The 26,941-nt window shown below is 59.7% G+C and carries 22 protein-coding genes; 10 read left to right on the top strand and 12 right to left on the bottom strand.

From position 1 onward, the window contains the following. Positions 1–30: 30 nt before the first annotated feature. Both DXD56_RS02075 and DXD56_RS02080 read right to left on the bottom strand, forming a co-directional pair. Positions 31–606, bottom strand: coding sequence for an epoxyqueuosine reductase QueH (locus DXD56_RS02075; RefSeq protein WP_117564473.1), 576 nt, complete (start codon positions 604–606; stop codon positions 31–33). Between the two features lie 67 nt (positions 607–673). Continuing rightward, positions 674–1,243, bottom strand: a complete 570-nt coding sequence (locus DXD56_RS02080) for a DUF3267 domain-containing protein (protein WP_117564474.1) — start codon at positions 1,241–1,243, stop codon at positions 674–676. Between the two features lie 133 nt (positions 1,244–1,376). Between DXD56_RS02080 and DXD56_RS02085 the strand changes: the two genes are divergently transcribed. Continuing rightward, positions 1,377–3,527 (top strand): methionine--tRNA ligase, encoded by a 2,151-nt coding sequence (locus DXD56_RS02085; protein ID WP_089572112.1) that lies wholly within the window; start codon positions 1,377–1,379, stop codon positions 3,525–3,527. A gap of 37 nt (positions 3,528–3,564) precedes the next feature. Continuing rightward, positions 3,565–4,668 carry an RsmB/NOP family class I SAM-dependent RNA methyltransferase gene (locus DXD56_RS02090; protein WP_117639732.1) on the top strand — a complete coding sequence of 368 codons (1,104 nt, stop codon included), beginning with the start codon at positions 3,565–3,567 and terminating at the stop codon, positions 4,666–4,668. A gap of 24 nt (positions 4,669–4,692) precedes the next feature. Here the strand turns inward: DXD56_RS02090 and DXD56_RS10010 are convergent, their stop codons facing one another. Then, positions 4,693–4,863, bottom strand: a complete 171-nt coding sequence (locus DXD56_RS10010) for a hypothetical protein (RefSeq protein ID WP_158549278.1) — start codon at positions 4,861–4,863, stop codon at positions 4,693–4,695. A 190-nt stretch (positions 4,864–5,053) separates the two neighbouring features. Between DXD56_RS10010 and DXD56_RS02095 the strand changes: the two genes are divergently transcribed. Then, on the top strand, positions 5,054–6,145 hold the full coding sequence (locus DXD56_RS02095) for a hypothetical protein (protein WP_117639734.1): 1,092 nt from the start codon (positions 5,054–5,056) through the stop codon (positions 6,143–6,145). 80 nt (positions 6,146–6,225) lie between these two features. Here the strand turns inward: DXD56_RS02095 and DXD56_RS02100 are convergent, their stop codons facing one another. Next, positions 6,226–7,116, bottom strand: a complete 891-nt coding sequence (locus DXD56_RS02100) for a DegV family protein (RefSeq protein ID WP_117639736.1) — start codon at positions 7,114–7,116, stop codon at positions 6,226–6,228. A gap of 318 nt (positions 7,117–7,434) precedes the next feature. Between DXD56_RS02100 and DXD56_RS02105 the strand changes: the two genes are divergently transcribed. The 3 genes from DXD56_RS02105 (at position 7,435) to DXD56_RS02115 (ending at position 10,451) form a co-directional block, all read left to right on the top strand. Continuing rightward, the gene (locus tag DXD56_RS02105; RefSeq protein ID WP_117639738.1) at positions 7,435–9,351 is read left to right on the top strand and encodes a fructose-1,6-bisphosphatase; all 1,917 of its coding nucleotides are present in this window, start codon (positions 7,435–7,437) and stop codon (positions 9,349–9,351) included. Between the two features lie 78 nt (positions 9,352–9,429). After that, positions 9,430–9,825: a GtrA family protein gene (locus tag DXD56_RS02110; protein ID WP_006235398.1), complete on the top strand. Its 396-nt coding sequence runs from the start codon at positions 9,430–9,432 to the stop codon at positions 9,823–9,825. 218 nt (positions 9,826–10,043) lie between these two features. Further along, positions 10,044–10,451 carry a GtrA family protein gene (locus DXD56_RS02115; RefSeq protein WP_055250894.1) on the top strand — a complete coding sequence of 136 codons (408 nt, stop codon included), beginning with the start codon at positions 10,044–10,046 and terminating at the stop codon, positions 10,449–10,451. A 160-nt stretch (positions 10,452–10,611) separates the two neighbouring features. Here DXD56_RS02115 and DXD56_RS02120 read toward each other — a convergent pair whose 3' ends face one another. From DXD56_RS02120 to DXD56_RS02150, 7 genes are all read right to left on the bottom strand, one after another. Next, on the bottom strand, positions 10,612–11,487 hold the full coding sequence (locus DXD56_RS02120) for a DUF4430 domain-containing protein (RefSeq protein ID WP_233504111.1): 876 nt from the start codon (positions 11,485–11,487) through the stop codon (positions 10,612–10,614). Positions 11,488–11,496: 9 nt separating this feature from the next. Beyond that, entirely contained in the window at positions 11,497–14,610 is a 3,114-nt protein-coding gene (locus DXD56_RS02125; protein WP_158549280.1) for an InlB B-repeat-containing protein, read from the bottom strand. 431 nt (positions 14,611–15,041) lie between these two features. After that, entirely contained in the window at positions 15,042–16,805 is a 1,764-nt protein-coding gene (locus DXD56_RS02130) for an AarF/ABC1/UbiB kinase family protein (protein WP_117639742.1), read from the bottom strand. Positions 16,806–16,813: 8 nt separating this feature from the next. Then, positions 16,814–17,230 carry a hypothetical protein gene (locus DXD56_RS02135; RefSeq protein WP_117639744.1) on the bottom strand — a complete coding sequence of 139 codons (417 nt, stop codon included), beginning with the start codon at positions 17,228–17,230 and terminating at the stop codon, positions 16,814–16,816. 99 nt (positions 17,231–17,329) lie between these two features. Continuing rightward, entirely contained in the window at positions 17,330–18,853 is a 1,524-nt protein-coding gene (locus DXD56_RS02140; protein ID WP_117564483.1) for a C69 family dipeptidase, read from the bottom strand. A gap of 354 nt (positions 18,854–19,207) precedes the next feature. Further along, entirely contained in the window at positions 19,208–20,062 is an 855-nt protein-coding gene (locus DXD56_RS02145) for a bifunctional 5,10-methylenetetrahydrofolate dehydrogenase/5,10-methenyltetrahydrofolate cyclohydrolase (protein WP_117639746.1), read from the bottom strand. A gap of 2 nt (positions 20,063–20,064) precedes the next feature. Next, complete coding sequence (locus tag DXD56_RS02150) at positions 20,065–20,697, bottom strand: cyclodeaminase/cyclohydrolase family protein (protein WP_158549281.1); 633 nt, start codon at positions 20,695–20,697, stop codon at positions 20,065–20,067. 376 nt (positions 20,698–21,073) lie between these two features. Between DXD56_RS02150 and DXD56_RS02155 the strand changes: the two genes are divergently transcribed. The 3 genes from DXD56_RS02155 (at position 21,074) to DXD56_RS02165 (ending at position 25,314) form a co-directional block, all read left to right on the top strand. After that, the gene (locus tag DXD56_RS02155) at positions 21,074–21,673 is read left to right on the top strand and encodes a hypothetical protein (RefSeq protein WP_147325168.1); all 600 of its coding nucleotides are present in this window, start codon (positions 21,074–21,076) and stop codon (positions 21,671–21,673) included. 243 nt (positions 21,674–21,916) lie between these two features. Continuing rightward, the gene (locus DXD56_RS02160; RefSeq protein WP_117639752.1) at positions 21,917–22,510 is read left to right on the top strand and encodes a hypothetical protein; all 594 of its coding nucleotides are present in this window, start codon (positions 21,917–21,919) and stop codon (positions 22,508–22,510) included. A 305-nt stretch (positions 22,511–22,815) separates the two neighbouring features. After that, a complete protein-coding gene (locus tag DXD56_RS02165) occupies positions 22,816–25,314 on the top strand; it encodes a phosphatidylinositol-specific phospholipase C (protein ID WP_117639755.1) in 2,499 nt (832 codons plus the stop codon). A 92-nt stretch (positions 25,315–25,406) separates the two neighbouring features. Here DXD56_RS02165 and DXD56_RS02170 read toward each other — a convergent pair whose 3' ends face one another. Next, positions 25,407–25,676, bottom strand: a complete 270-nt coding sequence (locus DXD56_RS02170) for a hypothetical protein (RefSeq protein WP_117639757.1) — start codon at positions 25,674–25,676, stop codon at positions 25,407–25,409. Positions 25,677–25,844: 168 nt separating this feature from the next. On the opposite strand from DXD56_RS02170, the gene DXD56_RS02175 reads away from it, so the two are divergent. After that, positions 25,845–26,894 carry a YhcG family protein gene (locus DXD56_RS02175; RefSeq protein ID WP_117639759.1) on the top strand — a complete coding sequence of 350 codons (1,050 nt, stop codon included), beginning with the start codon at positions 25,845–25,847 and terminating at the stop codon, positions 26,892–26,894. Positions 26,895–26,941 lie beyond the last annotated feature (47 nt).

Below are 26,941 nucleotides of genomic sequence, written 5' to 3' on the forward strand. Positions count from 1 at the left end.
ACATCCTAGCAGGCTGACGTCCCAAACGAACTACTTTTTGGCGGCTTTGCGCTCGTCGCGGATGCGGGCGCGGTCCATGGCCGCCTCGACAGCAGAAAAGCGGCAGCCGCAGTAGTTCTGTCGATACATGCCCAGTTCGCGCGAACGGCGCGTAGCCTCGGGATAATACGGGCGAAAATCGCGAATCACCGGGGTGAGCCCATGGGCGGCCGCCAAACGCTCAAGCACGTCATTGCAGGTGTCGAACAGCTGATACGGCGAGACGGCGAGCGTCGTACCCACATATTCAAACCTGCGCTCCTGGGCAACGCGGCATGCCTCGGCCAAGCGCAAGGCATAGCACGAGCGACAGCGACGGGGCCGATCGGCACCCAGCGGGGCCACGCCGGCCTCCCAGCGCTCGCGGTCCTCCCCCGCCTCGATGAGCTCGATGTCGCCATCGGCACACCACCGGCGCAGCTCGTCCAGACGCCGCCGCCATTCATCGCGCGGTTGAATATTGGGATTGGTCCAGCAAATCGTGGGCTCAAACCCCTCCTCGCGCAGCAGGCGAACCGGCTCAAGCGAGCATGGTGCACAGCACGCATGCAGCAACAACGACTTCATCGACATCCCCGTCCCAGAAAACTCACACCGACATCATGGCAGCTAAAATAGCCCCGTCCCAAAAAGACTACTTTGCGAAAAAGCGCACGCCAAAGGACGTATCCTCGCAGGCGACGATACGGCGGTCGCGCAGAATGGTCCGCACGTAATACCAATCACCCACACAGCCCGACAAGTGCAGACCAGCCGCCAGGTAGCACAGCAGCGGATAGTCCGAGAACGCAAACCCCAGGGCAAATGCTGTCGTCACAACAACCGTCGGCGCCAGGCAAACCGCCATGTACCGCCGGCGCGAATACACAACGCCCTCGGCGCAGGCATAGATCATCGCCGTCTCGCGATTCGCCCCAAAGGTCACCTGCGCGCCCGCAGGCGCCAGCAGCTTAAAAAACACCGCATGCACCAGCTCGTGCACGGCAAACGATGCCATTGAGACCGCAGCCAAGCCGACTATCCAGCCCACGACAGCCATCCAGCCGCCCGCCTCAGCCGCGTCCAAGTCCGCAGGCCCGCCCAACAGCATAAACACCGGCACCAGGCACACGGCAAACACCGCGATCACGGCCATCCCCCACACGAAGCAAGCGTGTAGAAAATCCTCGTCCTCAAACGCATGTATGTTGGAAATCTCATTCATAGCATCTTAGGATAGCGCCCCTGCCACGCACCCGCCCGCATGTGCGATAATGTCGAACGATATGCACGAATTGACCACCGCGCCGCCGAACCCCGTGCCCGGCCGCGCTCTTACCTATATGCGAAGGAGTCCCATGGCATCCAAATACTCCATGAACGACCGTCCCAGCTGGCCGCGCCGCGCCATCGTTACCGCCGGCGAGCCTTACGGCAACAAAGGCCTGCACTTTGGCCACGTCGGCGGCGTCTTTGTCCCGGCCGACTTCTTTGCCCGCTTCCTTCGCGACCGCCTGGGCCGCGAGAACGTCATCTTCACCTCGGGCACCGACTGCTACGGCTCGCCCATCATGGAGAGCTACCGCAAGCTCAAGGAGAATGAAGGCTACGATAAGTCCATCGGCGAGTATGTCGAGTCCAATCACTCCCGCCAGGCCGCGACCCTCAACAACTACAACATCAGCTGTGACATCTACGGCGGCTCGGGCCTTGAGCCGGCTGCGCAGATTCACAACGAGGTGACCGCGGAGATTATCGAGCGTCTGCACGAGCAGGGCACCATCTCCAAGCGCTCCACGCTGCAGTTCTACGATGCCAAGGCCGGCACGTTCCTCAACGGCCGCCAGGTCATCGGCCGCTGCCCCATCCAGGGCTGCAAGTCCGAGAAGGCTTATGCCGACGAGTGCGATCTGGGCCACCAGTTTGAGCCCGAGGAGCTCATCGCGCCCAAGAGCCAGCTCACCGGCGAGGTGCCCGAGCTGCGCCCGGTCGACAATCTCTACTTTGATCTGCCGGCCTACCTCGACTTTATGAAGACCTATACCGCCAAGCTCGCCCAGAACCCGCAGGTTCGCTCCGTGGTCTCCAAGACCATGGAGGAGTGGCTGCTGCCGGCTCAGCTCTACATCCAGAACAAGTTCCGCGAGGCCTTCGATGCCGTCGAGGACCAGCTCCCCGAGCACACCGTGCTGGAGCCCGAGGGCAACAAGAGCAGCTTTACCGTCACCTTCCCCAGCTGGAAGGAGCGCGACGACGCCCACGCGGTGCTCGCCAACGGCGGCGTGCGCTTCCGCAGCGGCAAGGCGCTCGTGCCCTTCCGCATCACCGGCAACATCGACTGGGGCGTTCCGGTGCCCGAGGTCGACGGCGTGACCGACGTCACCTGCTGGTGCTGGCCCGAGAGCCTGTGGGCGCCCATCAGCTACACTCGCACCGTGCTCGCACGCGATGCCAAGGCCGCCGGCGTGACCGAGGGCGTCGCCGCCCAGGATGCCGCCCTCATGGGCGAGCCCGCCGCCGATTCCACGCAGGTCCCCGCGCCCACCTACCAGCACAGCTCGCTCGACTGGCGCGACTGGTGGTGCTCTGACGACGCGCAGATCTACCAGTTCATCGGTCAGGACAACATCTATTTCTACTGCATCGCGCAAACCGCCATGTGGGAGGCCCTGGGTTGGGACCTTACGCAGAGCACCGTCAGCGCCTGCTACCACCTGCTCTACATGGGCAAAAAGGCCAGCTCGTCCTCGCAGACGCCTCCCCCGCCGGCAGACGACCTGCTCAACCACTACACCTGCGAGCAGATGCGCGCTCACTGGCTGTCGCTCGGCCTGTCCGAGAAGCCAGTGAGCTTTAGCCCCAAGGCATACGACACGCGTGTGACTGGCAAGGACAAGGACGGCAACGAGGTGCGCGCCTGCGACGACAAGCGCGTCATCGATCCGGCCCTTAAGGAGAGCGCCCTTTTGACCGGCGTGTTCAACCGTCTGGCCCGCAGCTGCTTCTACGGCGTCGCCGTCAAGGAGGGCGACGAGAGCCCCTACCGCAACGGCTGCATCCCCGCCGGTGCCGCTTCTGACACCGTGGTCGAAGCCGCCGAGCAGGCAGCTCTCGCCTTTGAGCAAGCCATGTACAAGTTCGAGACGCACCGCGCGCTCGCCGTGTGCGACGACTACCTGCGTGCCGCCAACAAGCGCTGGAGCGACGCCTCTAAGGCCGCCAACAAGCTCGAGGGCGAGCCGGCAAACGCCGCAATGACGCAGGCCCTCGTCGACGCCTTTACCGAGCTGCGCGTGGCGACCGTGCTCATGCACGGCATCGTCCCTGCCGGCTGCGAGCTCATCTGCGAGTACTTCGACGTTGACCCGGTCGCCTTCTTTAGCTGGGATAACATCTTCGCCTCCACGGATGAGTTTGTGGAGAGCCTGGGCGAGAAGCCCGGCGAGCACCGCGTGAAGCCGCTACCCCCGCGCTTCGACTTCTTCAGCAAGCACGAGAGCCAGTACTAAAACACTCGACATGTAATGGAATGGGAAGGAAAGACGGATGTCCAAGCCGCGTCGTCGTAAGCAGAAAAAGCAGGTCAAGGCCGAGCTCAAGCTCAGGCAGTTTGCCGCCACCGAGCTTTCCGACCAGCTTGCCGCCCAACACTCCGCCGCCGATCTGCCGCGCTTTATGGTCGACACGGTCGCCGGCGCCTATGCGCCCGCCGATGCCGAGCTCATGATCAAGGGCTTCGGCGCCGCGGTCACACGCCCGGTCACGCTGCGCGCCAACACGCTCAAGGCGACCGCCGAGGACATCGCCGCCGCGCTCGACGCCGCCGGCATCGCCCACCAAACCGTCGCCTGGTACCCGGACGCTTTCATCCTGCCCGAGGCCCAGGTTTCCGACCTGTGGGACCTCGACATCTACCGTGACGGCAAGATCTACTTGCAAAGTCTGTCGTCCATGATGCCGCCGCTGGTCCTGGGCGCACAGGCAGGCGAGGACATCCTGGACATGTGCGCAGCCCCCGGTGGCAAGACGACGCAGATCGCCGCCCTCACGCAGGGGCAGGCGCACCTTACCGCCTGCGAGATGAGCATTCCCCGCGCCGAGAAGCTCGAAGCCAACCTCCACCGCCAAGGCGCAAAAAACGTGCCCGTCATGCGCATCGACGCACGCGAGCTCGACGAGTTCTTCCGCTTTGACCGCATCCTGCTCGACGCCCCCTGCACCGGCACGGGCACCGTCATCAGCGGCAACGAGAAAAGCCTGCGCGGCCTGACCGAGCAGCTGCTGAGCAAGTGTGCCCGCTCGCAGCGAGCACTTCTGGACCGCGCCATGGGAGCCCTTAAACCGGGCGGCACGCTCGTCTATTCGACTTGTTCGATCTTGCCGCAGGAAAACGAGGACGCCCTGCAAGAGGCCCTCGACAAGCACATGGATTGCGAGCTTATCCCCCTCGACGGCACGCCGAGCGAAAGTGAAACGCGCCGTGCTCAGGAAGTTGGCGAAGAGCCACGCATCGAGTGCAACGCCCTCACCGAGGCCATCGCCGCCAGCCACGTCTCGTCCGTCGCCAACGGTATGCCCGGCACGCTGACCATTCCGCCTAGCCGCGACTTTGAGGGCTTCTACATTGCCCTGATCCGAAAACGCAGCTAGCGCACGGATCCAAAACTCAACAAGCTATCTCTGTGCGCGTTTGCCCTGCTGGTCGCGATGCTGTTTAAGCATCGCGCGCTCCTTGCGTTCGACCCTTTTGCCCTTAATGGCCGTGACCACAAAGTAGATGACCGCGGCGGCAACGATTGCGCCCACACACAGGCCAATCGAGCCCAACATTGCTGTCAATTCCATACCGCGTCACCTCTCTTTTAAACGGGACTTTCAAGATAGCACCTCGATCCCCGCCACCACAGCTCCTTCACGTTCGCCGCCCTTCGGTCTAACGGAGGACGCGGCGGGGAAAAATCAACTCGTCAAACGATTTAGCAAGCACAACGCTGCCGGTACCCTGCCGGCCGTCATCACATAGAATCGAGCCTCCATGGATACCCTCAACGATCTAAACGAGCGCGTCGACGCCTTCGTCGGCACCAGCTCCTTCGACACGCCTGCCGCGGCAAACGACCAAGCTCCCATCGATGTGCCCGCCGAGGTTCACGAAGACATCGTCGCCTCGGTCGATTTCTCCGAGGTCGAGCTCGCAGACGAGTTCACCGAGCCCCAGGTAGCCGTCACGCCCAACGGCCTGCTCCCTATGGAGCCCCTGCCCATCGACGGACGTCTGCGCAAGGCTGCCCTTCGCATGCCCGACGAGATCGAGGAGGCCAGCGGCTTCACGCTCTTCGGCCGCCGCATCAAGTCGCTCATTTACACCACCGATGTCGCGGTTATCCGCAACTCCAACGCCGATGCCGTCTTTGCCGTTTACCCCTTCACGCCGCAGCCGGCCATTACGCAGGCACTGTTGACCGTCGCCGAGTGCCCGGTCTTTGTAGGCGTGGGCGGCGGAACTACGACCGGTAAGCGCTCCGTTCAGATGGCAGCCGTCTCCGAGATGCAGGGCGCGGCGGGCTGTGTGGTCAACTCCCCCGCCACCGCCGAGATGGTCGAGCACATCACCAACATCGCCGACATCCCCGTCATCGCCACGGTCGTACGTTGCGACGACGATGCTCACGCAAAGGTGCGCGCCGGCGCCAAGATTCTTAACATCGCCGCTGGCAAAAACACGCCGCAGGTCCTGCGTGAACTGCGCGAGCACTATCCCAACCTGCCGCTCATCGCGCCGGGCGGCAAGACGCCCGAGAGCATCCGCGAGACCATCGCCGCCGGCGCCAACGCCATCATCTGGACGCCGCCTTCGGCACAGCAGCTACAGACCGACATGATGCAGCGTTATCGCAAGATGAAGGAAGACGCCACGCCCGTTATCTCGCGCGACGATGTGCCCATTATCGACCAGGTCGCCGCCGCCGAAGTCAGCCAGGTCGAGAACATGAATCCCGACGTGCCGATTCCCGACGAGGTCATCGAGCGCGTCGCTTCGATCCACGAGCGCGTCGAGGAGCGTCGCGCCAACCGCGGGCTCAAGCCCTCACTGCACGGCTTTTTCTTCCGAGGAAAGAAACGCTAGCAAAACATCTTGGCCCGCCCCACAAACGTGAGGCGGGCCGTTTTCGTTTGAGCAATCATGCAGCGATGTGATGGGGCAAATTAATCCACGCGCTTGTCGCCCATAAAGAAGAGCGCCACCGTACCAGGTCCGGTATGCGAGCCAATCAGAGTACCGATGTTATTGATCTCAATCTTGCCTTTAAGCTGCGGAACCTGTTCCTCAATCAGCGCCGCAACTGCTTCGGCATCCTCGCGGCACGCCGAGTGCGACATGATGCACTTACCCGAATAATCCGCACCGTCCTGCACGTGTGCCATCATGGTCTTAGCCATCTCGGAAATCGCGCGCTTCTTAGTGCGAATCTTCTCACGTGGCGACAGCTTGCCGTCGCAATCGACCGTCATAAGTGGGCAAATCTTAAGCGCCGTGCCGATGATCGCGCTCGCAGCCGAAATGCGACCGCCGCGCAGGTAGCTCGACAGATCGGTCGAGAAGAACCAGTGGTGCAGGTTGAGCTTATGCTCCTCGATCCAAGCGGCCGTCTCGTCGAGTGAAGCCCCGCTATCGCGCACGTCGGCGGCACATTCCGCCAGCAGGCCAAAGCCCGAAGACGCTGCCAGCGAATCGATGACGCGCACCTTGCCGCCCTGGGGATAGCGATCCGCGAGCATCTGCGCCGCAACGCAGGCCGATCCATACGTGCCCGAAATACCCGACGACAACGTCAGGTGCAGCACGTCTTTGCCCTCGGCAACAAGCGGCTCCCAAAACTCCTCGTACTCACCCACGCTCACCTGAGACGTCTTGGGCATGGCGCCCGCGGATATCTGGGCAAAAAACTCGTCCGGCGTAATCGACTGATACAGATCGTCCGCATAGACAACATCGTCGATCTCGTAATGAAAACACACGACAGGGATATTGCGCGATTCAAAGAACTCCCGAGTTCGATCGGCGGCGGATTCACAGGTCAGGACAAAATCACTCATATGAGGCTCCTTACGTATAGTTATAAAAATTATCGCACAGCAAGCATAAATACGGTACAAATGTCCACTATTTACCAAATAGAGCCAAAGGTGGTGAACATCTTTACCGTCATCATCTCTATCGATCCCGGAGGCATACGTCTGTAAAAGCGACCCTACGTCTCCACCCAACCGCCATATCTACCTCAACTAAATCGATTTACCAAACCGTTCGGCCAACAATTCGACCTCCCATCCCCAATCGAAACAAAAGCGGCGCATACTGATAAACGTTTGACGCTGTTTATCAGTTTTACCAGCTCCATCGGAAGGTGTTTCATGGTCGCATTCGATCGCAATCCGCAAGACTTCAAGTATCTGCGTCTGCTGTCGAGACAATTTCCCACCGAGCAATCCGCGTTTACCGAGATTATCAATCTCTCGGCCATTCTCAACCTGCCCAAAGGCACCGAGCATTTTATGAGCGACGTGCATGGCGAGTACGAAGCCTTTATGCACATCCTCAACAACTGCTCGGGCGTCGTGCGCGAACATGTCGACGAGATTTTTGGCGACACGCTTTCCTTTGACGAAAAGGGCGAGCTGTGCACGCTCATCTACTACCCGCGCGAGAAGATCGACCTGGTCCGCAGCCGGCGCGAAGACTCGCCCACCTGGTACAGGACGATGCTTGACCAGCTCATCATGGTCGCCCGCTCGCTTTCGAGCCGCTATACGCGCTCCAAGGTGCGTAAGGCCATCCCGCGCGATTACGCCTACATCATCGACGAGCTGCTGCACACGCATCCGGACGAGAACAACTATCGCGTGCGCTATCACGAGCGCATCGTGGAGTCCATTCTGGAGACCGCCAGCGCCGACGACTTTATCGAGTCGCTTGCCTCGCTCATCAAGCGCCTGGCCGTCGACCACCTGCACCTGGTGGGCGACATCTTCGACCGCGGCGGCGGCGCGGCCAAGATTATGGACCGCCTGCTCACCTACCATTCGCTCGACATCCAGTGGGGCAACCACGACCTGCTGTGGATGGGCGCCGCTGCCGGCGAGCCCGCCTGCATCGCCACGGTGCTGCGCAACAACCTACGCTACGACAACTACGAGATCCTGGAGAACGACTACGGCATCTCGCTGCGTGAGCTTGTCGCCTTTGCCGATGCCACCTACACCGACGGTGAGCCCATCACCCCGCTGATCAAGGCCATCAACGTGCTGCTCTTTAAGCTCGAGGGCCAGATTATCCAGCGCCACCCCGAGTTCGATATGACCGACCGCCTGTTACTCGACAAAATCGATCACGACACCGGCACGGTCACGCTCGCCGACGGCAGTGTGTGGCCGCTCACGACCAACGACTTCCCCACCGTCGACCCGGCGGACCCCTATACGCTCACGCCCCAGGAGCAGCACATCATCGACAAGCTCGTGTCCGAGTTTGTCACCGCCGATCACCTGCATCGCCATATCGATTTCCTCTTTTCCCATGGCTCGATGTACAAGGTCGCCAACGGCAATCTGCTCTTCCACGGCTGCGTACCGCTCAACGAAGACGGCACCTTTAGCAGCATGAACTGTCTGGGCACCTGGCACGCTGGCCGCGATTATCTCGATTTTTGCGACCACATCGCCCGCCGCGCCTGGCGCGTGGGCGACCGCGACGCCCTCGACTGGATGTGGTACCTGTGGATTGGCTTTAACTCACCCGCCAGCGGACGCCTGGTGCGTACCTTTGAGCGCGCCTATATCGCCGATAAGAGCACCTGGGTCGAGCCGATGGACCCGTACTTTACGCTTACCAAGTCGCCCTCGGTCTGCGATGACATCATGCGCGAGTTTGGCGTCGTGCCCATGGCATGTTCACCGACCGGCCACATCATCAACGGCCACACGCCCGTTAAAACCACCAAGGGTGAGCAGCCCATCCGCGCCGAGGGCAAACTGCTGGTCATCGATGGCGGCTTCTGCCGCGCTTACCATCCCAAGACGGGTATCGCCGGCTATACGCTCATCTCGAGCTCGCGCGGCTGCCGCCTCAAGTCGCACCGGGCCTTTACGACGGTTGCCGAGGCACTCACGCGCAACGTGGACATCGAAAGCGAGACCAACCGTTTTGACCAAGCAGACCGTCGCCGCATGGTGAGCGACACCGATACTGGCGCCAAGATTCGCAGCCAGATCCAGGATCTGCGCCAGCTGCTCGATGCATATAGAAACGGTGCTATCGAGGAGCGCGTCTAGCCCCACCCGCGGGGATTGGCTAAACTTGCTGAGTTTGTCATCCCCACGGCGCCCCGGCGCCACCATAAGGCAGGTACCATGCAAAAGCTCCTTGCGCAGATCATGAAGTTTGGCGTCGTCGGTGTCATTGCCACGGTCATCGACTTTGGCATTATGAATCTGCTCCACTACGGTCTGGGCCTCAACATCCTGATCGCCAATACCAGCGGCTTTATCATCTCACTCATCTTTAACTACCTCGCCAGCATGAAGTACGTGTTTGCACACAAGGAAGGCATGAGCCGCCGCCGCGAGTTCATTATCTTTGTCGTGCTGTCCGTGATCGGCCTGGCACTCAACGACGGTATCGTGTTGACACTCAACGCCGGTCTGGGACTCGAGGCCAATATCGCCAAGATCTGCGCCACCGCGCTTGTCATGGTCTACAACTTTGTGACCCGAAAGATCTTCCTGGAAGGCGACGAGACCAAGTAACTCGCAACCTTACAGCTTTACGATGCCCACGGATGACGCGCGTCGAGCGCTGTGTTGTTCGTGGGCTTTGCTCGTTTACGGGCAAATTTTCAACGTTTGCGGATTAGCTCTTGAAAATTTGGCGAGTTCGTATAGTTCTTGGCAAAGACCTTACGTTTCCCTTGCAAAAGCTCTAAAGTATCCTCTGCTCGATTCATCAACGCATTGGATGTGATTACGTGCGCAAGGCACTGGCACAACCTCATACCAAGCAGTTCCTCAAGTTCGCTGTCGTGGGTCTTATCTCCTTTGGCATCGACTGGGGTATGCTCATTGCGCTTGTCGAGCTGTTTCATCTCGACTTTTTGATGAGCACCACGGTCTCGTTTACCACGTCCGTCGTGGTCAACTACTGGCTCAGCATGAAGTATGTGTTCGACCACCGCGAGGGCATGAGCCGCAAGCGCGAGTTCACGATCTTCACCATCCTGTCGGTGATCGGCCTGGGCCTCAACGACCTATACATGTTTGTGGGCGTCACGTTTTTGAGCATCGGCTACCAGGCCATGAAGGCCATCGCCACGTTCCTCGTCACCTGGTACAACTACTTCAGCCGTCGCTTCTTTCTCGAGGGCGCACGGTCGTAGTCGATTCACTATTTGCTTGAATGTATAACCGGTTGGAATTCCCGTTCCAACCGGTTTTTTTGTTTGCCGAGAGACCCGGCGACCCAGTCCCATTCGCATGAAAAACGGGCGGCCCGGATGTTTGTCCGAACCGCCCGTCTGGCGCACTATGTCGAGGTCCCTAGCCTGTAACGTAATACCAGACCACGTTGTCGCCATTGGAGAGAACGTAGTTACTGCAGGCCGTCATGGGCGTTGTGCCGTTGACGGAGTACATCCAGCCGCTCGTGCCACCGTACTGTTTCTCGGCCAAACCACCAATCGCGGAGACATACGTGCCGTACGACGAGCCATGTGCGTTAACGGAAAGGCCCAGCGCGCACAGGGCATCATAGACGGTAGCGCCTTCGTTAAAGGTAAAGGTGCCACCAGAAGACACAGGATTGCCCACAGCGCTCGATGTGACCGAAACCGTCACTGTTACGTAGCTGGACTCCTGCGAGCCGCTCTGGCCGCCCGAGGAGGCGTTTCCACCATTAGAGGATGAGGCTCCATCAGACGACTGGCCACCGCCAGACGCATTGGAAGTATCACCGGCTCCCGTATTTTGGGCAGCGGATTTATCGCCAGACTTCTTGCCGTCCTGGTCCTCGGACTTCTTGTTATCCGAGTTCTTGTCCGATTCCTTGTTTGAAGACTCGGAATCGTCCTTGGACTTGGACTCATCTTTTGCGTCATTCGATGACTTGGAATCCTTGGAACTGGCCTCGCCCGAAGTCGTAGTCGAGCCAGACACCTTGGTGTCCTTGGTGACGACGCTCTCCCCCGTCACGGTCTGAATGATCCAGTCGATGGACCAGGCACCGCTCTCGGAAGGATGGACGAAACCCAGCGAGACGACGATCAGAATGGTGCACGCGGCAGTCAGGACGCCGAGGAGCGTCTTGCGACGAGGGGCGGACGCCGCCGAAGCGGCGCCCTGTTGCTTTGCTTCGTCGAACTGAATGAACGAGGAATCTGGTTGCTTGGGGTCAGCGTCCTTGGATTTATTGGACACAGCCCTCACCTACCGACGTTTGGTGAACACGAACACGCCGACGATGGCGAGACCGATGACGCCGGCGGCAACGCCAACAATGGCGAGCGGGTTGGTGCCAGTCTCCTGCTCGGAAGCACTAGAGGACTTCTTAGCAGTGGTCGTGGAAGCAGCACCCGTATCGGACTTGGAATCGGACTTGGAATCGGACTTCTTGTCGGACTTGTTGTCCTTCTTGTCAGACTTCTTGTCAGACTTCTTCTCGTCCTTCTTATCGGACTTATCGGTGTCCTTCTTGTCGGACTTGTTGTCCTTGGTCTCGGTCTTGGTCGACACCGTCGTCTTGGTCGTCGGCTTATGACCCGGGGCGATAGCGCCGCCGGCCTGCTGGCCCTTAGAGCCGGAGCCGGAACCCGTGCCAGTGCCAGCGCCAGCGCCGGAACCGTTGCCAGCGCCACCGTTGCCACCATTAGTGCCAGAACCGCCATTGCCGCCAGGGTTAACGGCATTCTTGGTCCACTTGGCATACAGTGTCAGATCGGCCGTCACTGGCGTACTGAAGTCATACGCCTGCGTGCAAGCCTCATCGGTGAACCAACCGCCGAAAGTGTAGCCCTTGCACTGTGGCTGAGTCGAGGGCTCCGTCGCCGCCTTGCCTTCCTTCACGCGTTGAGAATCGGGCATCGCCGCATCCTTACCGTTGGCGTCGAACGTCACGGTATAGCGTTTGACCCTTTGGCCATTACCCTTGACAGCAAACAGCTTGCCCGAGTCATTGACATAGTAGAGTGAACCATCGGATCCGACCGAAATAGAAGCCATGCAGTACTGCTGGTCGCCCGCCACGGGCGTATAAAGCAGTTCGGCCTCGTCATCGCCAATACGGTAACGATAGATGCCGCCCGGGTTGTTGTTGGACGTAAAGTAGACGTACGTCTCGCCATTCTGGACAGAAACGACCGGCTGCGACTTTACATCACCGCCGCCCGAAGCCCCCTGACGAATATAGCTACCGTCCGCCTTGCAAATGGAATAGTCCACGGAAAGCGTCTCGGCATCAATCACTGCAAGCTGACCGTAGTGATACGTGTACTTGTTCTGATAACCGCCCATAAAGGATTCGGTCGATGAGCCTCCGACCACAATCTTGCCGTTGGCCAGCACCGGCGTCGAGGTCGAGCTGCCACCAAACGTCACCTTGCCAAGCTCAGAAAGGGTTCCGTCCGTTCCAACCGAAAGCTTATGCAAAACGCCATCGGCGCTCACGACATAGGCAATCGATCCATCGACCAGCACCGTCGTGCGCACGCGCTCGGCAATCTTGAGCAACGCAACGGTCTTTCCAGTTTCGGGGTCGACCGTGCTCACCGTACCGGAATCATCTGCGATGACGCCATAATTGCCCGAGAACGCCAAGCCGGCCCAGTAATAGCCCTTGCTGTTCTCGTTCTTATGCTGCCACATAACCTTGCCATCGGAGATGCGCACGCAGAGCAGGTAGCCGTCGCTCGAGTCGGACCAGCTGGCCGATGCCGTCCCAAAGTAGGCAAAGCCGTCACGAACCGTAATGGACGCAAGAGACTGCTGAGCACCATCGGGGCCAGCAGGCAACTCATCGGTTACCCAAACCGTCGCCAGAGTATCAACCGTCAGCGCCTGCAGGCGACCGCTCGAAAGCGGCACGAGCATCACGCCGCCAGTGTATACCATACGCGAGGTCGAATCGATCTTTGCCGCCAAAGGCGATTCGGCAACGGTCTCACCCGTGTCGACATCTTTCTTGAGCAGCTTGGAACCAACGGCCACGTAGAGGTAGTCACCGACCAGCAACGGGTCGGAAATACCCTTGCTCCATTCGTTCGAGCCCTTGAGCTCGCTCACCCATTTTGCCTCAGCGTCTTTCGTGGGCACAGGAGCGTCGGTTACTTTGTCGGCGCTCGTATAACCAGGCCAATCGCTATCCCAGTTAGGACGTGCGGCACCCGGGTCAACAACAACACTGTCGACGCCGGGCACAGTATCGCCGGGAGCAAAAGCCCAGACGATTTTGTCGCCAGACTTGAGCACATAATCGCTATCGAGCTGAGACCCAGGAACGCCGTTGACAAAGAACGACCATGCACCCGACAGCTCGATGCCATCAAGCGGAGATACGAGACTATAGACGCCCCAATAGCCAAATTCGTCGTACATTTTTGACTTTATGCCAAGGGCATCGAAGTAAGCAGCGGAGGCATCCTTGATCGACGTGCCCTTAACAAACACCTGGATCGACGGGTTCGTCCAACGCTGAGCTATCCCGGTCTTTTTGCCAATAATCTCCATCGTGACGGAAACCTGCTCGGGCGCGGGGTCGCCGTACTTCGAGTAGCACCAGACGACGGAGTCGCCGTCCTTGAGCGTGTAGCCGCCCGCGCCGACCTCGGAGGCGCTGCCGTTGACGAACAGCTGCCAGTGCGCGCCGGTCGCCGAGTCGTAGCCGAGCTTGCGGTCCTTATCGAAGGGCGACGTGATCGTGTTGAGCGCCCAGCCCCAGGTGCCGTTGGGATCATAATCGGTGGTCAGGCCGGCCTGCTTGAAGAGCTGCTCGGAGAGGTCGGCCGCGGTCGAGCCCTCCTTCAGCGTGATCCGCTGCGCGGCGGCCCAGGTCTGCTGGGCGCCCTTGGCGTCGGTGCCGACGACGGAGCACGTGGCAGAGACATCCTGGCTCTCGGCCTTGGCAGGCTGAGTCTTGGCCTCTCCAGCGGCAGAGACAACGGCGGCGTCCTGCTTCGAGGCATCGGACGTCGATGCAACCGGCGCCTCATTGCCTGCAGCGCTATCGTCCTCAGTCTTGTCGGTAGGGCCCGAAGTTGTCGCGGCGGCATCTTGCTCGGCAGTGCCCCCATTCGCCACCACGCCGCTCGCATTGAGGTCGGCAGCGGGGCTTGTCGCGGACTCACCAGAGCCGTTCTCGGCAGGCGTCGCAGCCTGAGCCACAGCCCCGGCAATGCCCTCGGCGCCCTCGGCCCACAGCTGAGCCGGCGTGGTGCCAAAGGCCATCGCGAAGGCCAGGAATGCCACCAGGCCGCGCTTGGCTACGCCGCGCGCAATTGCGCCACGGCGATGCGAGACGCGCTGGCGCTCGTCCACAAACATATCCATTTGTCTCCCATTGTCTGTACTTGGAGCGTTGCCTTGAGGCTGCCCCACGTCATCGCGCATGTTGCGCTCGAGTTCCCCCATCGGGGTCCCCCTTCCCTCCAGAGCCCTATGCACACCGGCGGCATACGCCGCAGCCGCATGCAAGATGGGAGGCGATCCGACTTAACCTTAACGACTCGGGCACGTCGTCCGATCTGCGACGCGAACATCCCGAGCCAAGAGGAATTACGGTTACTGGTACAGCCGGGGACTTGCACCCCAATTCTCCCAAACGCGCAGGTAAACCGCGCATTCGTGCGTCTCCGCACCACCATCTAGGCCATCGATTATTACCGTCAAAATGGTATCACGCAAAAGGGCCTCGCACGCAGGCGAAGCCCAAGGTAAAAGCTATTGTTTGCGATAGGAAAATGCGGTGACGGTCGCGGCCTCTAGTGCTTGCCGCCGTGACTGTTGAGCCAGATATTGCGGCCCAGCATAAGCGCCAGCACCAGTGCGCTGACGTAGCCCATAAAGCCAATGACCGGGATACCAAACACAACCGGCTCGATGCGCGCGTAGTACACCACCGACGAACCGATAAACAGGCCAGCAATCACAATTGCCATCGACATACGGTCGATAATTCCGCCCAGCTGTCGCAGCGCTTTATCGCTGCTCATGATCTGCGTGTTCACCTTAAGCTGGCCGCGCGTGAGCATACGCGAAGCCAAGCCCAGATACTCGGCCGCCTCGAGCGAACCTTTTGCCGCGCGATAGCTGCTCGCGGCAAGATCGCGTCCCATATCACGCACGCGCGCATAGGTGCTTTTTTCGTTTTTGATGTGCGTCTGGATAATCTGGATCATGTTGACATTGGGCATATACTCGGTCAGCAGACCCTCGAGCGTCACCATGCCGCGGGCGAACATCGTCACCACGCTCGGCAGCTCAACGTCGTTTTTGCGCGCCAGGTTTAACAGCGAGGTCAAAAACTCGCCGATATCCAGATCCTTCAGGTCAAGGCCCGCAAAGTCAGCCACGATAAAGTCAAGATCGGACAAAAAGGCCGAATGATCGAGCTCAGCCGAGTCGCCACGCGTCACGGCGAAGCGCATGAGCGAATCCTTGAGCTTGGGCACGTCACCCTCGGCCACGGCGAAAATCATGTCCTTGACGATACCGCGATCGTGACTCGACATGCGTCCGACCATGCCCAAGTCGATAAAGTAAACGATGCCGTCCTTGAGAATAATGTTTCCCGCATGCGGGTCGGCATGGAAAAAGCCGTCGTCGAGCACCTGCGTCGAGTAGTCCTCGACAATCGCGGCACCGATCTTTTCCAAGTCATAGCCCTCGGCCACCAAGCGTTCAGGATCGGCGATCGAAATGCCGTCGACGTAGTCCATAACCACCACGTGCTCGGTGCACAGGTCCAGATAGGATTTAGGGCACGTCACGCCATGAACGCTCTTATGGAACTCGTAGAAGTCGTTGAGGTTTTTGGCCTCGGCCAAAAAGTTGGTCTCCTCGCGAAACGAAGTCCACAACTCCTCGACTACGCCGTGCAGATCAACGAATTGATCGGTGTTGACGAACTTGGAAACGATACGCACCACCGAGCGGATGATATCGATGTCCTGTGCCATAACCTGCTGCGCACCGGGGCGCTGCACCTTGACGGCCACGTCCTCGCCCGTCACCAGACGAGCGCGGTGCACCTGCGCGAGTGATGCGCTACCAAGCGGATTGGGGTCGATCGCATCGAACATCTCCCCCAGGCGCAGGCCGTATTCTTCTTCCAGACAACTGAGTACGACCTCGTACGGCACCGGCTCCACGTCGGACCGCAGACGACGCAGCTCGTCGCAAAAGCGTTGCGGCAGAATCTCGGACCGGTTAGCCAGAATCTGCCCCATCTTGACGAACATGGGGCCGAGCTCTTCGAGCAGGCGGCGCAGGCGCACCGGCGTGAGGTTATCCCACACACGATACTTTTTGACCAGGCGAACGATCTGACCGATGCGTTCGCGGCGACCTGCCGGTGTGAGCTGGTATTCCTCGTCCGGCGCCATCGCGTCGGGCTCCTCGGGGACCATATCGACAGCGCGCGGCTTCTTGCGAGCGCCCGAGACGGCGGCGTCGACCTCATCGACAACCGCCGCCTCGTCACCCAAGGGATCTAGATTGTTGTAATCGGTGGTGGAATCTGCCATCTGCGCTGCTACTCGGCCTCTTCGGTATCCTTCGCATCGTCGGGCTCAACGGACTCGACGGGCACCGAGGTCACGTTGTCCTCGACCGAATCGACGATGTCGCGCACATGGGCCAGGAAGGCCGTGCGCTCGGGGGCGGTCATGACGCGGACGCGGGCAAGGATGAGCTCGTCAAGCACGCGCTGGGCCGCGGTCTCGCCCTGCATGCCCAAGCGCTCGGTCAGATCGGAGATGGTACCGCCGGCCTGTTCGAACATGTCGGACACACTGCGGGCGATACCGGGGGCGCCTGCGTCCTTGCGCACCTGCTCGCCCTTGGTGTTAAGGTCGTCGAGAACCTTCTTGCTGCCCTCGACGGCAACGGCGGCGGCGCCGAAGCCCACGTTGATGGCGCCGTTAACAAGCTGATCGAGTTTCATAACCATGGTTGTCTCCAATCACAAACAACTGCATTGGCGTTCTTGTACCCAAGATTGAGTGAAAGCGACAAAGCGTTTAAGCGCTATTCGATCGACGGGAAATCCCTATCTCACGTTGTCGTTCATCGCGAAAGAGTTCTTCATGGCGCAGCTCGTGGTGTAGAGCACCTTGCCCAACAGGGCATCGGTCTCCACGCGCACGAGCTCGGCAAACTCCTCGTTGGCGCGTGCAAGCTCGGCAGGCACCTCGGCCTCGGGCAGAACGGCTACGGCAGCGTCGACGTCATGAATCTGCTTGTGGCCCATGCCGCCGACCTTCTCCTGATAATCCTCGACTGCGCGGCCGCACTCATGGAAGCGGACGTCGGCCAGCGCGCCGATCAGGCGGTTGGCCCAGTAGAAGTTTTCGGACGTCACGCGAGCCTGCGTGTCGGCAAAGTACTCGGGCATGGTCTCGACGTTGGCGTACAGCGGAACCAGCGCGTTAAACGAGTTGGAGCCAAAGGCCATCCACTGCACGGCGCGGTAGGCCGGATGCGCATAGGGGCGCAGCTGCAGCACAGCGAGCTGGCTGTTGCGGTTGATGCCGATGGGGCGATAGGCGCCACGCGTGGCGGGCGTGCCCTTGCTGCCGTAGCAGTCGTACTCCGTGCCCTGGTAGTGGCTCGAGAGTACGTACTTGATGTCCTCGATGGTCACCTTGCGCTCGGGCACGCGGCTCCAGGGAATATCGTCGCTCTCGGGCGTGTAGTCGGCCTCGGGACCGTCCCACACATCGCTGGGGTTAAGGCAGCGCTGCATATACCAGGCGCGCGGCGTGTTGTAGACGTGGTCGCTGTCGCTGTGCGAGCCAAAGGCCTCGCGCGGGTTGAAGACCGCGGCCGGACCGTCGCCCTCGACGCCCAGCGTCAGGTCCAGATGCCACTCGGCCATCCAAGCGCGCAGGTCGGCGGAGCACATGTGATCGGCCTGGGCGCCCTCGGCGTCATCCAGGTCAAAGCTGTCGATACCCAGCTGGTTGGGCATGGTCACATAGGCGTCGTCAGGCACGCGCTTGGCGATCCAGTGGTGACCGCCGATGGTCTCGAGCCACCAGATCTCGTCCACGTCGCTAAAGGCGATGCCGTTGTTCTCGTAGGTGCCATAACGCTCGAGCAGGTCACCCAGAATGCGTACGCCGTCGCGGGCGGATTTGGCATATGGCAGCACCAGGGTCACCATGTCCTCCTCGCCCAGACCGCCGGGCTGCGCCGGAACATAGCCGTCCTCGTCCTCGTTGCCCTTGGCGGGCACGTAGTCGACGAGCGGGTCGGCGCCGCGAACGCGCTCGTTGGTGGTGAGCGTCTCGGTTGCGGACATGCCCACATTGAGCTCGTTGAAACCGGCCTCGGCCCAGATGCCGTGGCCCGGGACAACATCGGGGACGCTCGTGTAGCGCATGGGGTTATCGGGCAGTTCAACGGTCAGGTGACTCAGGACGCTCGTATAGACGCGCGGCTGCTCGTCGGGATGCACCACACGCATACGCTTGGGCTCAAACACCCCGTTGGACGAATCCTCGTTGCGGGCGACCAACGTCGACCCGTCGTAGCTCGCGTTCTTACCAACCAAAATCGTTGTGCACGGCATGCGCATCCTCCTTGAGCGAAGAAATCAAACGATAACAGTGTATCGCTTCGGCGCAGAAAGGGCGAAACCACGGCGCTGGCAACCCCTGTGGTCAAAAAATGCCAAATATGAGTACTGTCACCAATTTAGTAACAGCAATTTTGCTACGTATGGGTGTCGAAAGTCTACATTTGTTCAAAAATTAGATGATGTAATTCCTCATAGGTCCAATAAAATAAGCTCTCTATCGATAATAAATATCGTTAGAGAGCCTATTTGACCTAAAATATATGTGACTATCTTGGCAACAGTACTCATATTTGGCATTTTTTGTCCACGGGGTATAGAACTAACCCCTCAAACAGCCCAAAACGCCTATTTCGATGCGCGCTCGGCCGCTTCGATCACGTGTTTGGCGAGGATCGCCGTCGTCACAGCGCCCACGCCGCCCGGCACGGGCGTGATGGCGTTAACGACCGGCTCCGCAGCATCAGAATCGACGTCACCCACCAGCTTGCCAGCGGCCTCGTCCCAATTAATGCCAACATCGATGATCGTCTGGCCCTCGCGAACCGCATCCACGCCAATCGTACGCGCGCGTCCAACGGCGGCAACCACAATGTCGGCAGCACGGCACTCGGCAGCAAGGTCGCGCGTATGCGTATGGCACGTCGTCACGGTCGCATTGCGCGCCGTAAGCATGGCGGCAACAGGACGCCCGATCACCAGCGAGCGCCCGACCACAGCAACCTTAGCTCCATCCAGCTCAACGCCGTAATGATCCAGCAAAGCAAGCACGGCTTCGGCTGTGCAGGGGGCAAAACCCTCGCCGCGCCCCGAAAGCGTGGTGAGCAGCGAAACCGGCGTCATGGAGTCAACGTCCTTGGCAGGATCGAGTGCCGCGGCAACCGCATCCTCGTCAAGGCCGGCGAGCAGCGGGCGGAACATCAGGCAGCCATGAACAGACGAATCGGTATTGATGTCCTCGATGGCCGCCAACAGCTCGTCCTGCGAAACATCGGCGGGAAGCAAAACGCGGCGAGCCTCAATGCCAACCTTTTCGCAGCGCTTGAGCGCACCGCGCTCGTAGGATAGGTCGTCCTCGCGTTCACCCACGCGCACGATAGCCAGCGTCGGCACAACGCCGCGCTCGCGCAAAGCCACGCAGCGAGCAGCAAGTTCCTCAGTCAAAGCGCGAGCAACGGGGGCACCCTTCAGCAGTTCAGCCATGGCTATCCCCTCTTCCTTGCGGCGTCGGCGGCGCGGCGCGCCAGCGCATCGGCGCGCGGCAACCACATGTCGAGCAACTCATCACACGCCGTCTCGAGCTCCTCAGCACGAGCGCGATCCTTCATAGACGTGGTGTTCGCAAAGAGCGTCAAGCTCGCGCCCTGCATAGCGGAACGGCAGAACACGGCGCCGCACGCCACATCGGACAGCAGCTGACGCGAACCCTTGTCGGCCATGTCCTCGAGCAGCGCCAGCGCGCGCCCGCAGGCATCCATAATGCGATACGGCGGCATAGCGGCCACATGCAGCGCATCCTGAATCGCGGTCGCTCGAGCCGGATCGTCACGCGGAATACCGTATGCCGCGGACACCTGCCCATAGGCACGAACGTCCTCGGCAACCAACTCGACAAGCTCCTGGGCCAGCTCATCAGCATGGGCAAACGCACGCGTCAGGTCATCCGCACGATCAGCAAGCGCGGGATTGGTCGCACCGTAGCGGGCAACCATTCCGCACAGCGAGGCGCCCAGCGCGCCCACAAAGGCGCTCGCGCTGCCACCGCCGGGAACCGGCTCGCGCGCGGCCAGCGCCTCGGCAAACCCGCGGCAGGTCTTGTCCATCATCTCTTGGCTCATGCACATGCACCTTCAAGTCATATACATCGGTCGGGTGGCAACCGCCGACCGACCGCATCGATCACGTAATGGTGCTAAGTCTAGCCCATAAGCACATGAGCGTCAGCGCACCTGGCCATCGCGGATTTCTATGGCACACGATAGGCGGCAGCGACACAAACATGGGACACATGGCCCACCTTTCGAGACTCCCGGGCAGCACAAGCTGGGGCATACATATAGGTAAGGAGCCCTATGTTGGGGCAAGCTCATCACGGCACCGGACGACGAATGGAAGAATAACCGCACAGTAAACAAAGACATCATGCGCATGCGTAACCGCCGCCCCAGCGATCCGCGGCACACGATGTCCCTGGCAGACAAGGAGGACGCCACCATGAAGAAAAAGACCCTATCGATCCTTTCCCTTTGCATCGCCCTCTTTGCCGCGTTTGCCCTTGTCGGCTGCGGCGGGAGCGCATCGGGCGGCGGTAGCGCCCCCAAGAGCGAGAGCAAGGAAAAGGCCCCCGTCGCCAAGAAGACCGACTTTATCTGGTTTAAGGTCGAGATGCCCGAGAACGTTGGCGTGAGCGACTCCGCCGGCAAGAATGCCGACAGGGTCCAGCTCACCTTCCCCGAGAACGAGAATGCCTCGCCCGATCGCTTTATCCCCGTTTGGAAAAAAGCGCTGACGGCCGAGGAGTCCCACGCCGACCAGGCAGAAAAGAAGGGGGATACGTTCCAGTGGAAGGATGGCGGGTCCGTCGAGTATAACGGCAGGACGTGGCTCGTCGGAACATACGAGGACAACAGCGGCATCTCAACCATGCTTTTTACCGACGTTGAGCCGGGAAGCGTCTGCGTCCTCATCTCGAACTTCGACCAGCACAAGAAAGAAGCCGAGACGCTCCTCAACTCCATCGAGTTCCCCGATGACATGGCAGAGGCAGTTTCCGAGGCGCGCGAAGTCGAGATTTCGAGCATCGAGCTCAAGTAACGGGACACCCGCACGCGCCTACGCGCACCTGCGCACATGCGCCCCATTAAAGCAACGGGCACCCAACCCCGGGGAGGGCCGACAGGCATCGGCCCTCCCCTCTTTTGGACCCGCGCATATTGCCACTTGTCGGCGCAAATCCGGCCCTCAGAATGGGACACATGGCCCACCCTAGCGAGCCGTCCACGCGTACAGTAAAGGCAGGTAATCCATGGGCGGTTACAGATCGAGGAGGACACGACCATGAAAAAGAAGGCCTTTGCGATTCTCACACTCTGCATCAGTCTCCTTGCCGCGGTTGCCCTGGTGGGTTGCGGCGGAAGCGGCGGCGCTACCGGCAGTGGCGGTGGCGGCGGCGCAGAAAAGCCAGCCGTGGATATGAGGACCGACTTCATTTGGTTTAAGGTCGAGGTGCCCGAGGGCGTCGAGATCACCGACGTTGCCGGCGACACCGCCGACAGGGCCCAGTTTAAGCTCACCGAGAGCGAGCACGCCAGCGATCGCTTCATCCCTGTCTTCGACTCTGACAAGAACGCTGACGAGCTGTTCGACTACGAGACCAAATGGAAGGCCAACTTTGAGTGGACCGAGAATGATCCCGTCAAGTACAACGGCAAGACCTGGCGCAGCGCCTACTTTACGCACTCGGGCGGCGTGACGACCGAGTACTTCACCGACGTTGACGGCGGCAGCGTGTACGTGCGTATCGACAACGTCGAAGAGCACAAGGACGCCGTCGAGACCATGATGAAGTCTCTGGAGTTTGCCGACGACATCGCCGAAGCCAAGACCGAAGCCATGGACGTCAAGCTCGACGATATCGAGATCAAGCGCTAAACGACTGGCGAGCGCAGCGGGAAACACGGGCACAGTGCAAACAAGCGACGATACCCGAGCGCTTCGCACCAAGGGAGGATCGGCTCGCCGGCCCTCCCTTTCTTATGCCGATAGCCGGCGAACGCGAGGGTGCCGGACGCCGGAACCGCCCCAAATGTGGCAACAGTACGAAAACGACAAACACCTCAACACGTCCGCCCACCGATTTATTGCGCCGCGCAGACAATTAAACCAGCATCTTTAAACATCTGGGCAGTATAGTGACCAAAACTATCGCATAACCGCACGCTGCGAATGGAGGAGTTATGACCGAACACCATGCCATCAGCCGCCGAGCATTTACGCTGGGCTTAGGTCTTGCGGCGCTGTCGCCGCTTGCAAGCCTGCCAGAAACCGCGGCACCGGGCATTCCCCTGCGAGCGGCATTTGCAGACGACACGCCCAAACCGGCGGAGCACCTCGGCAATTTCGTCATTCGCCTTCGCCCCGCGGGCTATTTTCGCACCGCGAGCGTCAACCAAGACGGCAACGTTCGCGGCAACGTCTGCCACTTGTTTAACGACGGCACGTCCAGCAAGCTCATCCTTGAGAACGTAACGACCAAGAATGACAATACAAACTGGTATGCCATCCGCACCTTGCTCAATTTCGAAGAGCATAAAAAGACGGGCTACAGCATTTGGTCGGTCGATGGCGACTCGGACAAAGATGGAAAGGTCATCCACGTATGGGGCGGCGAGTATGACAACAAGCCCAGCCGCGCTTTTGCGTTCGAGCGTCAATCAAACGGAACCTATATCATCCGAGACCGCACGGTCGAGAAAGAAACCGAGAAAAAAGACATTAAGTACCTGGCAATAGAATCGAACGGCAAAGACCAGGACAACAATAAGATCTGCCATAAGAGTAAGAGCATTCCGTGGGAGCTCGAACTTATCGGTTACGACATGAAAAAGAACGATGCCACGGTTAGCAGCCTCGACTGGATCACGTACAGCAGCTACGTCGATGGACCATGTTGGATGAAATACGTCAACGACAACAAGTTCCTCGACGAGCTGAGCATCCCGGGCACGCACGATTCGGGCACCTGCAGCGTGGACAACGACACTGAGCCCCAATCCTCGCAAGTAAAATGCCAGCAGGATTACATTCCCACGCAGTTGCTCGAGGGAATCCGCTATTTTGATATCCGACTCGGAAAGGGCGACGACCCCGGCATCGACCACGGGATTTTCTACCTACTCAAAAAAGACGGGAACTATCTGCATCTCTCCGATGTCATCGGGTACTTCAAAACGTTTTTGAACGAAAACCCGTCAGAAGCGCTCATCATGCTCGCATCGCGCGGCAACGATGAGGCTACCGACGAAAGCATAACAACGGCCTTCGCCAAGGTTATGGACGATAATCCCGATCTGTTCTACACGTCGAGCCATGTCCCCACGCTGGGCGAGGTTCGCGGAAAGATCGTTCTGCTGCGTCGATTTAGGCTCGCCGGCAACAGTGTAAGCGGCCATACGTGGGGCCTCAACCTTACCGAATGGGATGACAAGATCAAGGCTCACTCCGACAGCACCACTATGTGTCTCGTCCAAGACGCGCGGGGCTTTGAAGCCGCGGGGGGAACAGGCGACAAAGAGCCCTATTGCACCAAGGTATACGCCCAGGACAAGTACAAACTCACGGGAACCGACAAGCTCAGCTGGGTCGATAATGCGCTGAAGGAAACGACCGGGCGCACGCGCAACGAGGTAGATGTCGAGGACGATAACGGGGCCAAGGAGCAAGTCCTGGAGCGCTGCTGGTCTATCAACTACACCAGCTGCACGGGCTTGTCGCACGGAGGCAATCCTTTTACCTCGGCACGAGTAGTCAACGAGCATCTGTATAAGAGCCCGTACATCAACCCCAGCGGCACCGAGGATACAAAGTCAGATTACCTCAAGCACATTGGCATCATCGCATCCGACTTTGTTGATGCGGCGCTGGCCCGGAGCATCTACCAGCGCAATTACGATACGGAGCACAAGCAGACGGCTTCGTACTATCTCCCGTACTATCTCCCGACCCGCATGCGCATGACGTACGGCGACTCGCTGAGCGATGCCTCATTCCAGGATGGCAAGACCGTTGGCGAGGGTCATTTCCGCCTTGCCGACAGCAGCAACGCGCTCAACGCGACAGCTTCGGGCCATGCGTTTGCCATTGAATACGTGGATGTCGACGCCCTGGGCAACGAGACCGTTACGGGGCTGCAGGGCTCTGTGCCCATCGATATCGATCCACGCGCGCTGACGCCCCATTTTGAGGGACTCGAAGGCCTTAAGGCCGGCGAAGACGTGCGCGCCAAAATTGCGGCATCACTCGAGGGCAAGCTCGAAACCGATGCCTGCACGGCCCAGCTCGAGTTTGTGCACGACGCGAACGGCGCTCCGGGCACGGCAATGGCCGAGGGCGAAACATTTGCCGCAGGAACGTACTGGGTGCGCGTGAACGGTCTCTTGGGCGACGCGGCGCAGAACTACACGCTCGCCAGCGACGGAGCCGCAAGCTTTACCGTAGCGGCCTCGGGCAGTGCAGGCGGCACCGGCAGCGACACGGGTTCCAACGCAGGCGGCGCCGACAAGAACGGCAAGAGCAACAAGAGAGGCCAGGGCAAGAGCTCGGGCGGAAAGCTCGCCAACACGGGCGACGGCTCTGGCGTTGCCGCCGGGCTCGCTGCCGCCGCCGTGGCGACAACGGTCGCAGGTGCAGCAATGCTTGCCAGTGACCGCGACAATACCGAGGACGTTAACGAATAGGCAAGCCAGTCTTTTGGGCGCATTAACTCAATCGGGGCGCAGAATACCGTTCTGCGCCCCGATTTTTACCTTGGCCCGAACGCCGCTATCGGCTACATCACCATGTTCAGAGCTTTCACAAATTCCTGGGCCTTCGCACGGCTACTCAGGCTAAAGACGCAAGCGGTCAACAGCCTGTTACGCAGGGAAACGTCGCGACCCTTGATCCTGTTGACCCCCGTGATGTCCTTAAGGTAGACAATCTCGGTGTGCCTGTCGCCAAAAGTGCCCTTCTTGAGCACCTCGATACGATTGGGGTAGATCTTAACGTCTTTAAACCTACCCGAACCTTTGTCCTGGAATAGCAGCGTGTTGTTGTCCATACGCGTCACTCCCGTGGGGTTCGCTAAAACTGTCTCTATTGCCACATTTTAGTCACCGCAAGGCTCCCATGCGAAGGTGCCAGACAGCACAGCAATTCGTGTCCGCGCGAGGCTTTAAACTAGATGCGATAAAGATGCATTCCACAAGAGGAAAGTGGGGCGACAGTGATGGGCGAACTGGTAAACCGTGGAGAATCGGCAATCGTGCCCGAAGGTTTTTACAAGCAGGGTTCCTCGATTCTCAACGCCGCTCGCGACAAGGCCTATACCGCCGTTAACTTTGCGATGGTTGAGGCGTATTGGGAGATCGGCAAGAGCATAGTTGATGAGCAGGGCGGAGAGGAGCGCGCCAAGTATGGAGAGGCGCTGCTCAAGGCCCTCGCAATCAGACTTACCAAGGATTTTGGTAAAGGTTTTGGAGCAAGAGAGCTGCGCAAAATGCGTCAGTTCTATCTTGCATTTCCAATTCGGGACTCACTGCGTCCCGAATTGAGCTGGACACATTACCGCAGGTTAATACGCATTCCTGACCCCGAAGCTCGCACCTGGTACATGAACGAATGCGCCGACTCTCGCTGGAGCACGCGCCAGCTCGAACGCCAGATCAACACCATGTTCCGCGAGCGCCTACTTGCCAGCAAAGACAAGGAGGCTGTCACCCAAGAAATCCAAAAGAGCGCCCCAGCTCGTCGCCCCGAGGATATCATCCGCGATCCATATGTACTGGAGTTTTTAGGTTTCTCGGACGATACTGCGTTTCGCGAGAGCGATCTAGAGCAGGCGCTCATCACACATCTTCAGAAGTTCCTGCTGGAGCTTGGCCGTGGCTTCGCTTTCGAGGCGCGCCAAAAGCGCATCACCTTTGATGGGCGCCATTTCTATATTGACCTTGTTTTTTACAACTATCTGATGCGCTGCTTCGTGCTCATCGACCTTAAGACCGATGACCTTACGCATCAGGACCTGGGCCAGATGCAAATGTATGTGAACTACTACACGCGTGAGCTCATGAACGAAGGCGACAATCCGCCCATAGGCATCGTGCTCTGCGCGGACAAAAGCGATTCGATCGTCGAGTACACGCTGCCCGAAGACAACGACCAAGTGTTTGCCGCCAAATACCTGCCGTATCTTCCAAGCAAGGAAGAGCTGGCGCGCGAGCTGAGTGCCGAGTACCGCGCCATCAACGAAGCGACCAATGGCGAAACGCAAGGGTAGCAGCACGTTGCGACCGAAACGCCCGACGGCGCTCCACATCACCCGGG

This window comes from Collinsella sp. TM06-3 (assembly GCF_003436395.1).
Lineage (GTDB): Bacteria > Actinomycetota > Coriobacteriia > Coriobacteriales > Coriobacteriaceae > Collinsella.

Coding starts and splice junctions, on each gene's coding strand:
- DXD56_RS02145 (WP_117639746.1), bottom strand. CDS start 20,062: ATGGCTGAACTGCTGAAGGGTGCCCCCGTTGCTCGCGCTTTGACTGAG.
- DXD56_RS02170 (WP_117639757.1), bottom strand. CDS start 25,676: ATGGACAACAACACGCTGCTATTCCAGGACAAAGGTTCGGGTAGGTTT.
- DXD56_RS02175 (WP_117639759.1), top strand. CDS start 25,845: ATGGGCGAACTGGTAAACCGTGGAGAATCGGCAATCGTGCCCGAAGGT.
- DXD56_RS02100 (WP_117639736.1), bottom strand. CDS start 7,116: ATGAGTGATTTTGTCCTGACCTGTGAATCCGCCGCCGATCGAACTCGG.
- DXD56_RS02095 (WP_117639734.1), top strand. CDS start 5,054: ATGGATACCCTCAACGATCTAAACGAGCGCGTCGACGCCTTCGTCGGC.
- DXD56_RS02075 (WP_117564473.1), bottom strand. CDS start 606: ATGAAGTCGTTGTTGCTGCATGCGTGCTGTGCACCATGCTCGCTTGAG.
- DXD56_RS02150 (WP_158549281.1), bottom strand. CDS start 20,697: ATGAGCCAAGAGATGATGGACAAGACCTGCCGCGGGTTTGCCGAGGCG.
- DXD56_RS02130 (WP_117639742.1), bottom strand. CDS start 16,805: ATGGCAGATTCCACCACCGATTACAACAATCTAGATCCCTTGGGTGAC.
- DXD56_RS02090 (WP_117639732.1), top strand. CDS start 3,565: ATGTCCAAGCCGCGTCGTCGTAAGCAGAAAAAGCAGGTCAAGGCCGAG.
- DXD56_RS02125 (WP_158549280.1), bottom strand. CDS start 14,610: ATGGATATGTTTGTGGACGAGCGCCAGCGCGTCTCGCATCGCCGTGGC.
- DXD56_RS02105 (WP_117639738.1), top strand. CDS start 7,435: ATGGTCGCATTCGATCGCAATCCGCAAGACTTCAAGTATCTGCGTCTG.
- DXD56_RS10010 (WP_158549278.1), bottom strand. CDS start 4,863: ATGGAATTGACAGCAATGTTGGGCTCGATTGGCCTGTGTGTGGGCGCA.
- DXD56_RS02110 (WP_006235398.1), top strand. CDS start 9,430: ATGCAAAAGCTCCTTGCGCAGATCATGAAGTTTGGCGTCGTCGGTGTC.
- DXD56_RS02140 (WP_117564483.1), bottom strand. CDS start 18,853: ATGCCGTGCACAACGATTTTGGTTGGTAAGAACGCGAGCTACGACGGG.
- DXD56_RS02085 (WP_089572112.1), top strand. CDS start 1,377: ATGGCATCCAAATACTCCATGAACGACCGTCCCAGCTGGCCGCGCCGC.
- DXD56_RS02165 (WP_117639755.1), top strand. CDS start 22,816: ATGACCGAACACCATGCCATCAGCCGCCGAGCATTTACGCTGGGCTTA.
- DXD56_RS02135 (WP_117639744.1), bottom strand. CDS start 17,230: ATGGTTATGAAACTCGATCAGCTTGTTAACGGCGCCATCAACGTGGGC.
- DXD56_RS02160 (WP_117639752.1), top strand. CDS start 21,917: ATGAAAAAGAAGGCCTTTGCGATTCTCACACTCTGCATCAGTCTCCTT.
- DXD56_RS02155 (WP_147325168.1), top strand. CDS start 21,074: ATGAAGAAAAAGACCCTATCGATCCTTTCCCTTTGCATCGCCCTCTTT.
- DXD56_RS02080 (WP_117564474.1), bottom strand. CDS start 1,243: ATGAATGAGATTTCCAACATACATGCGTTTGAGGACGAGGATTTTCTA.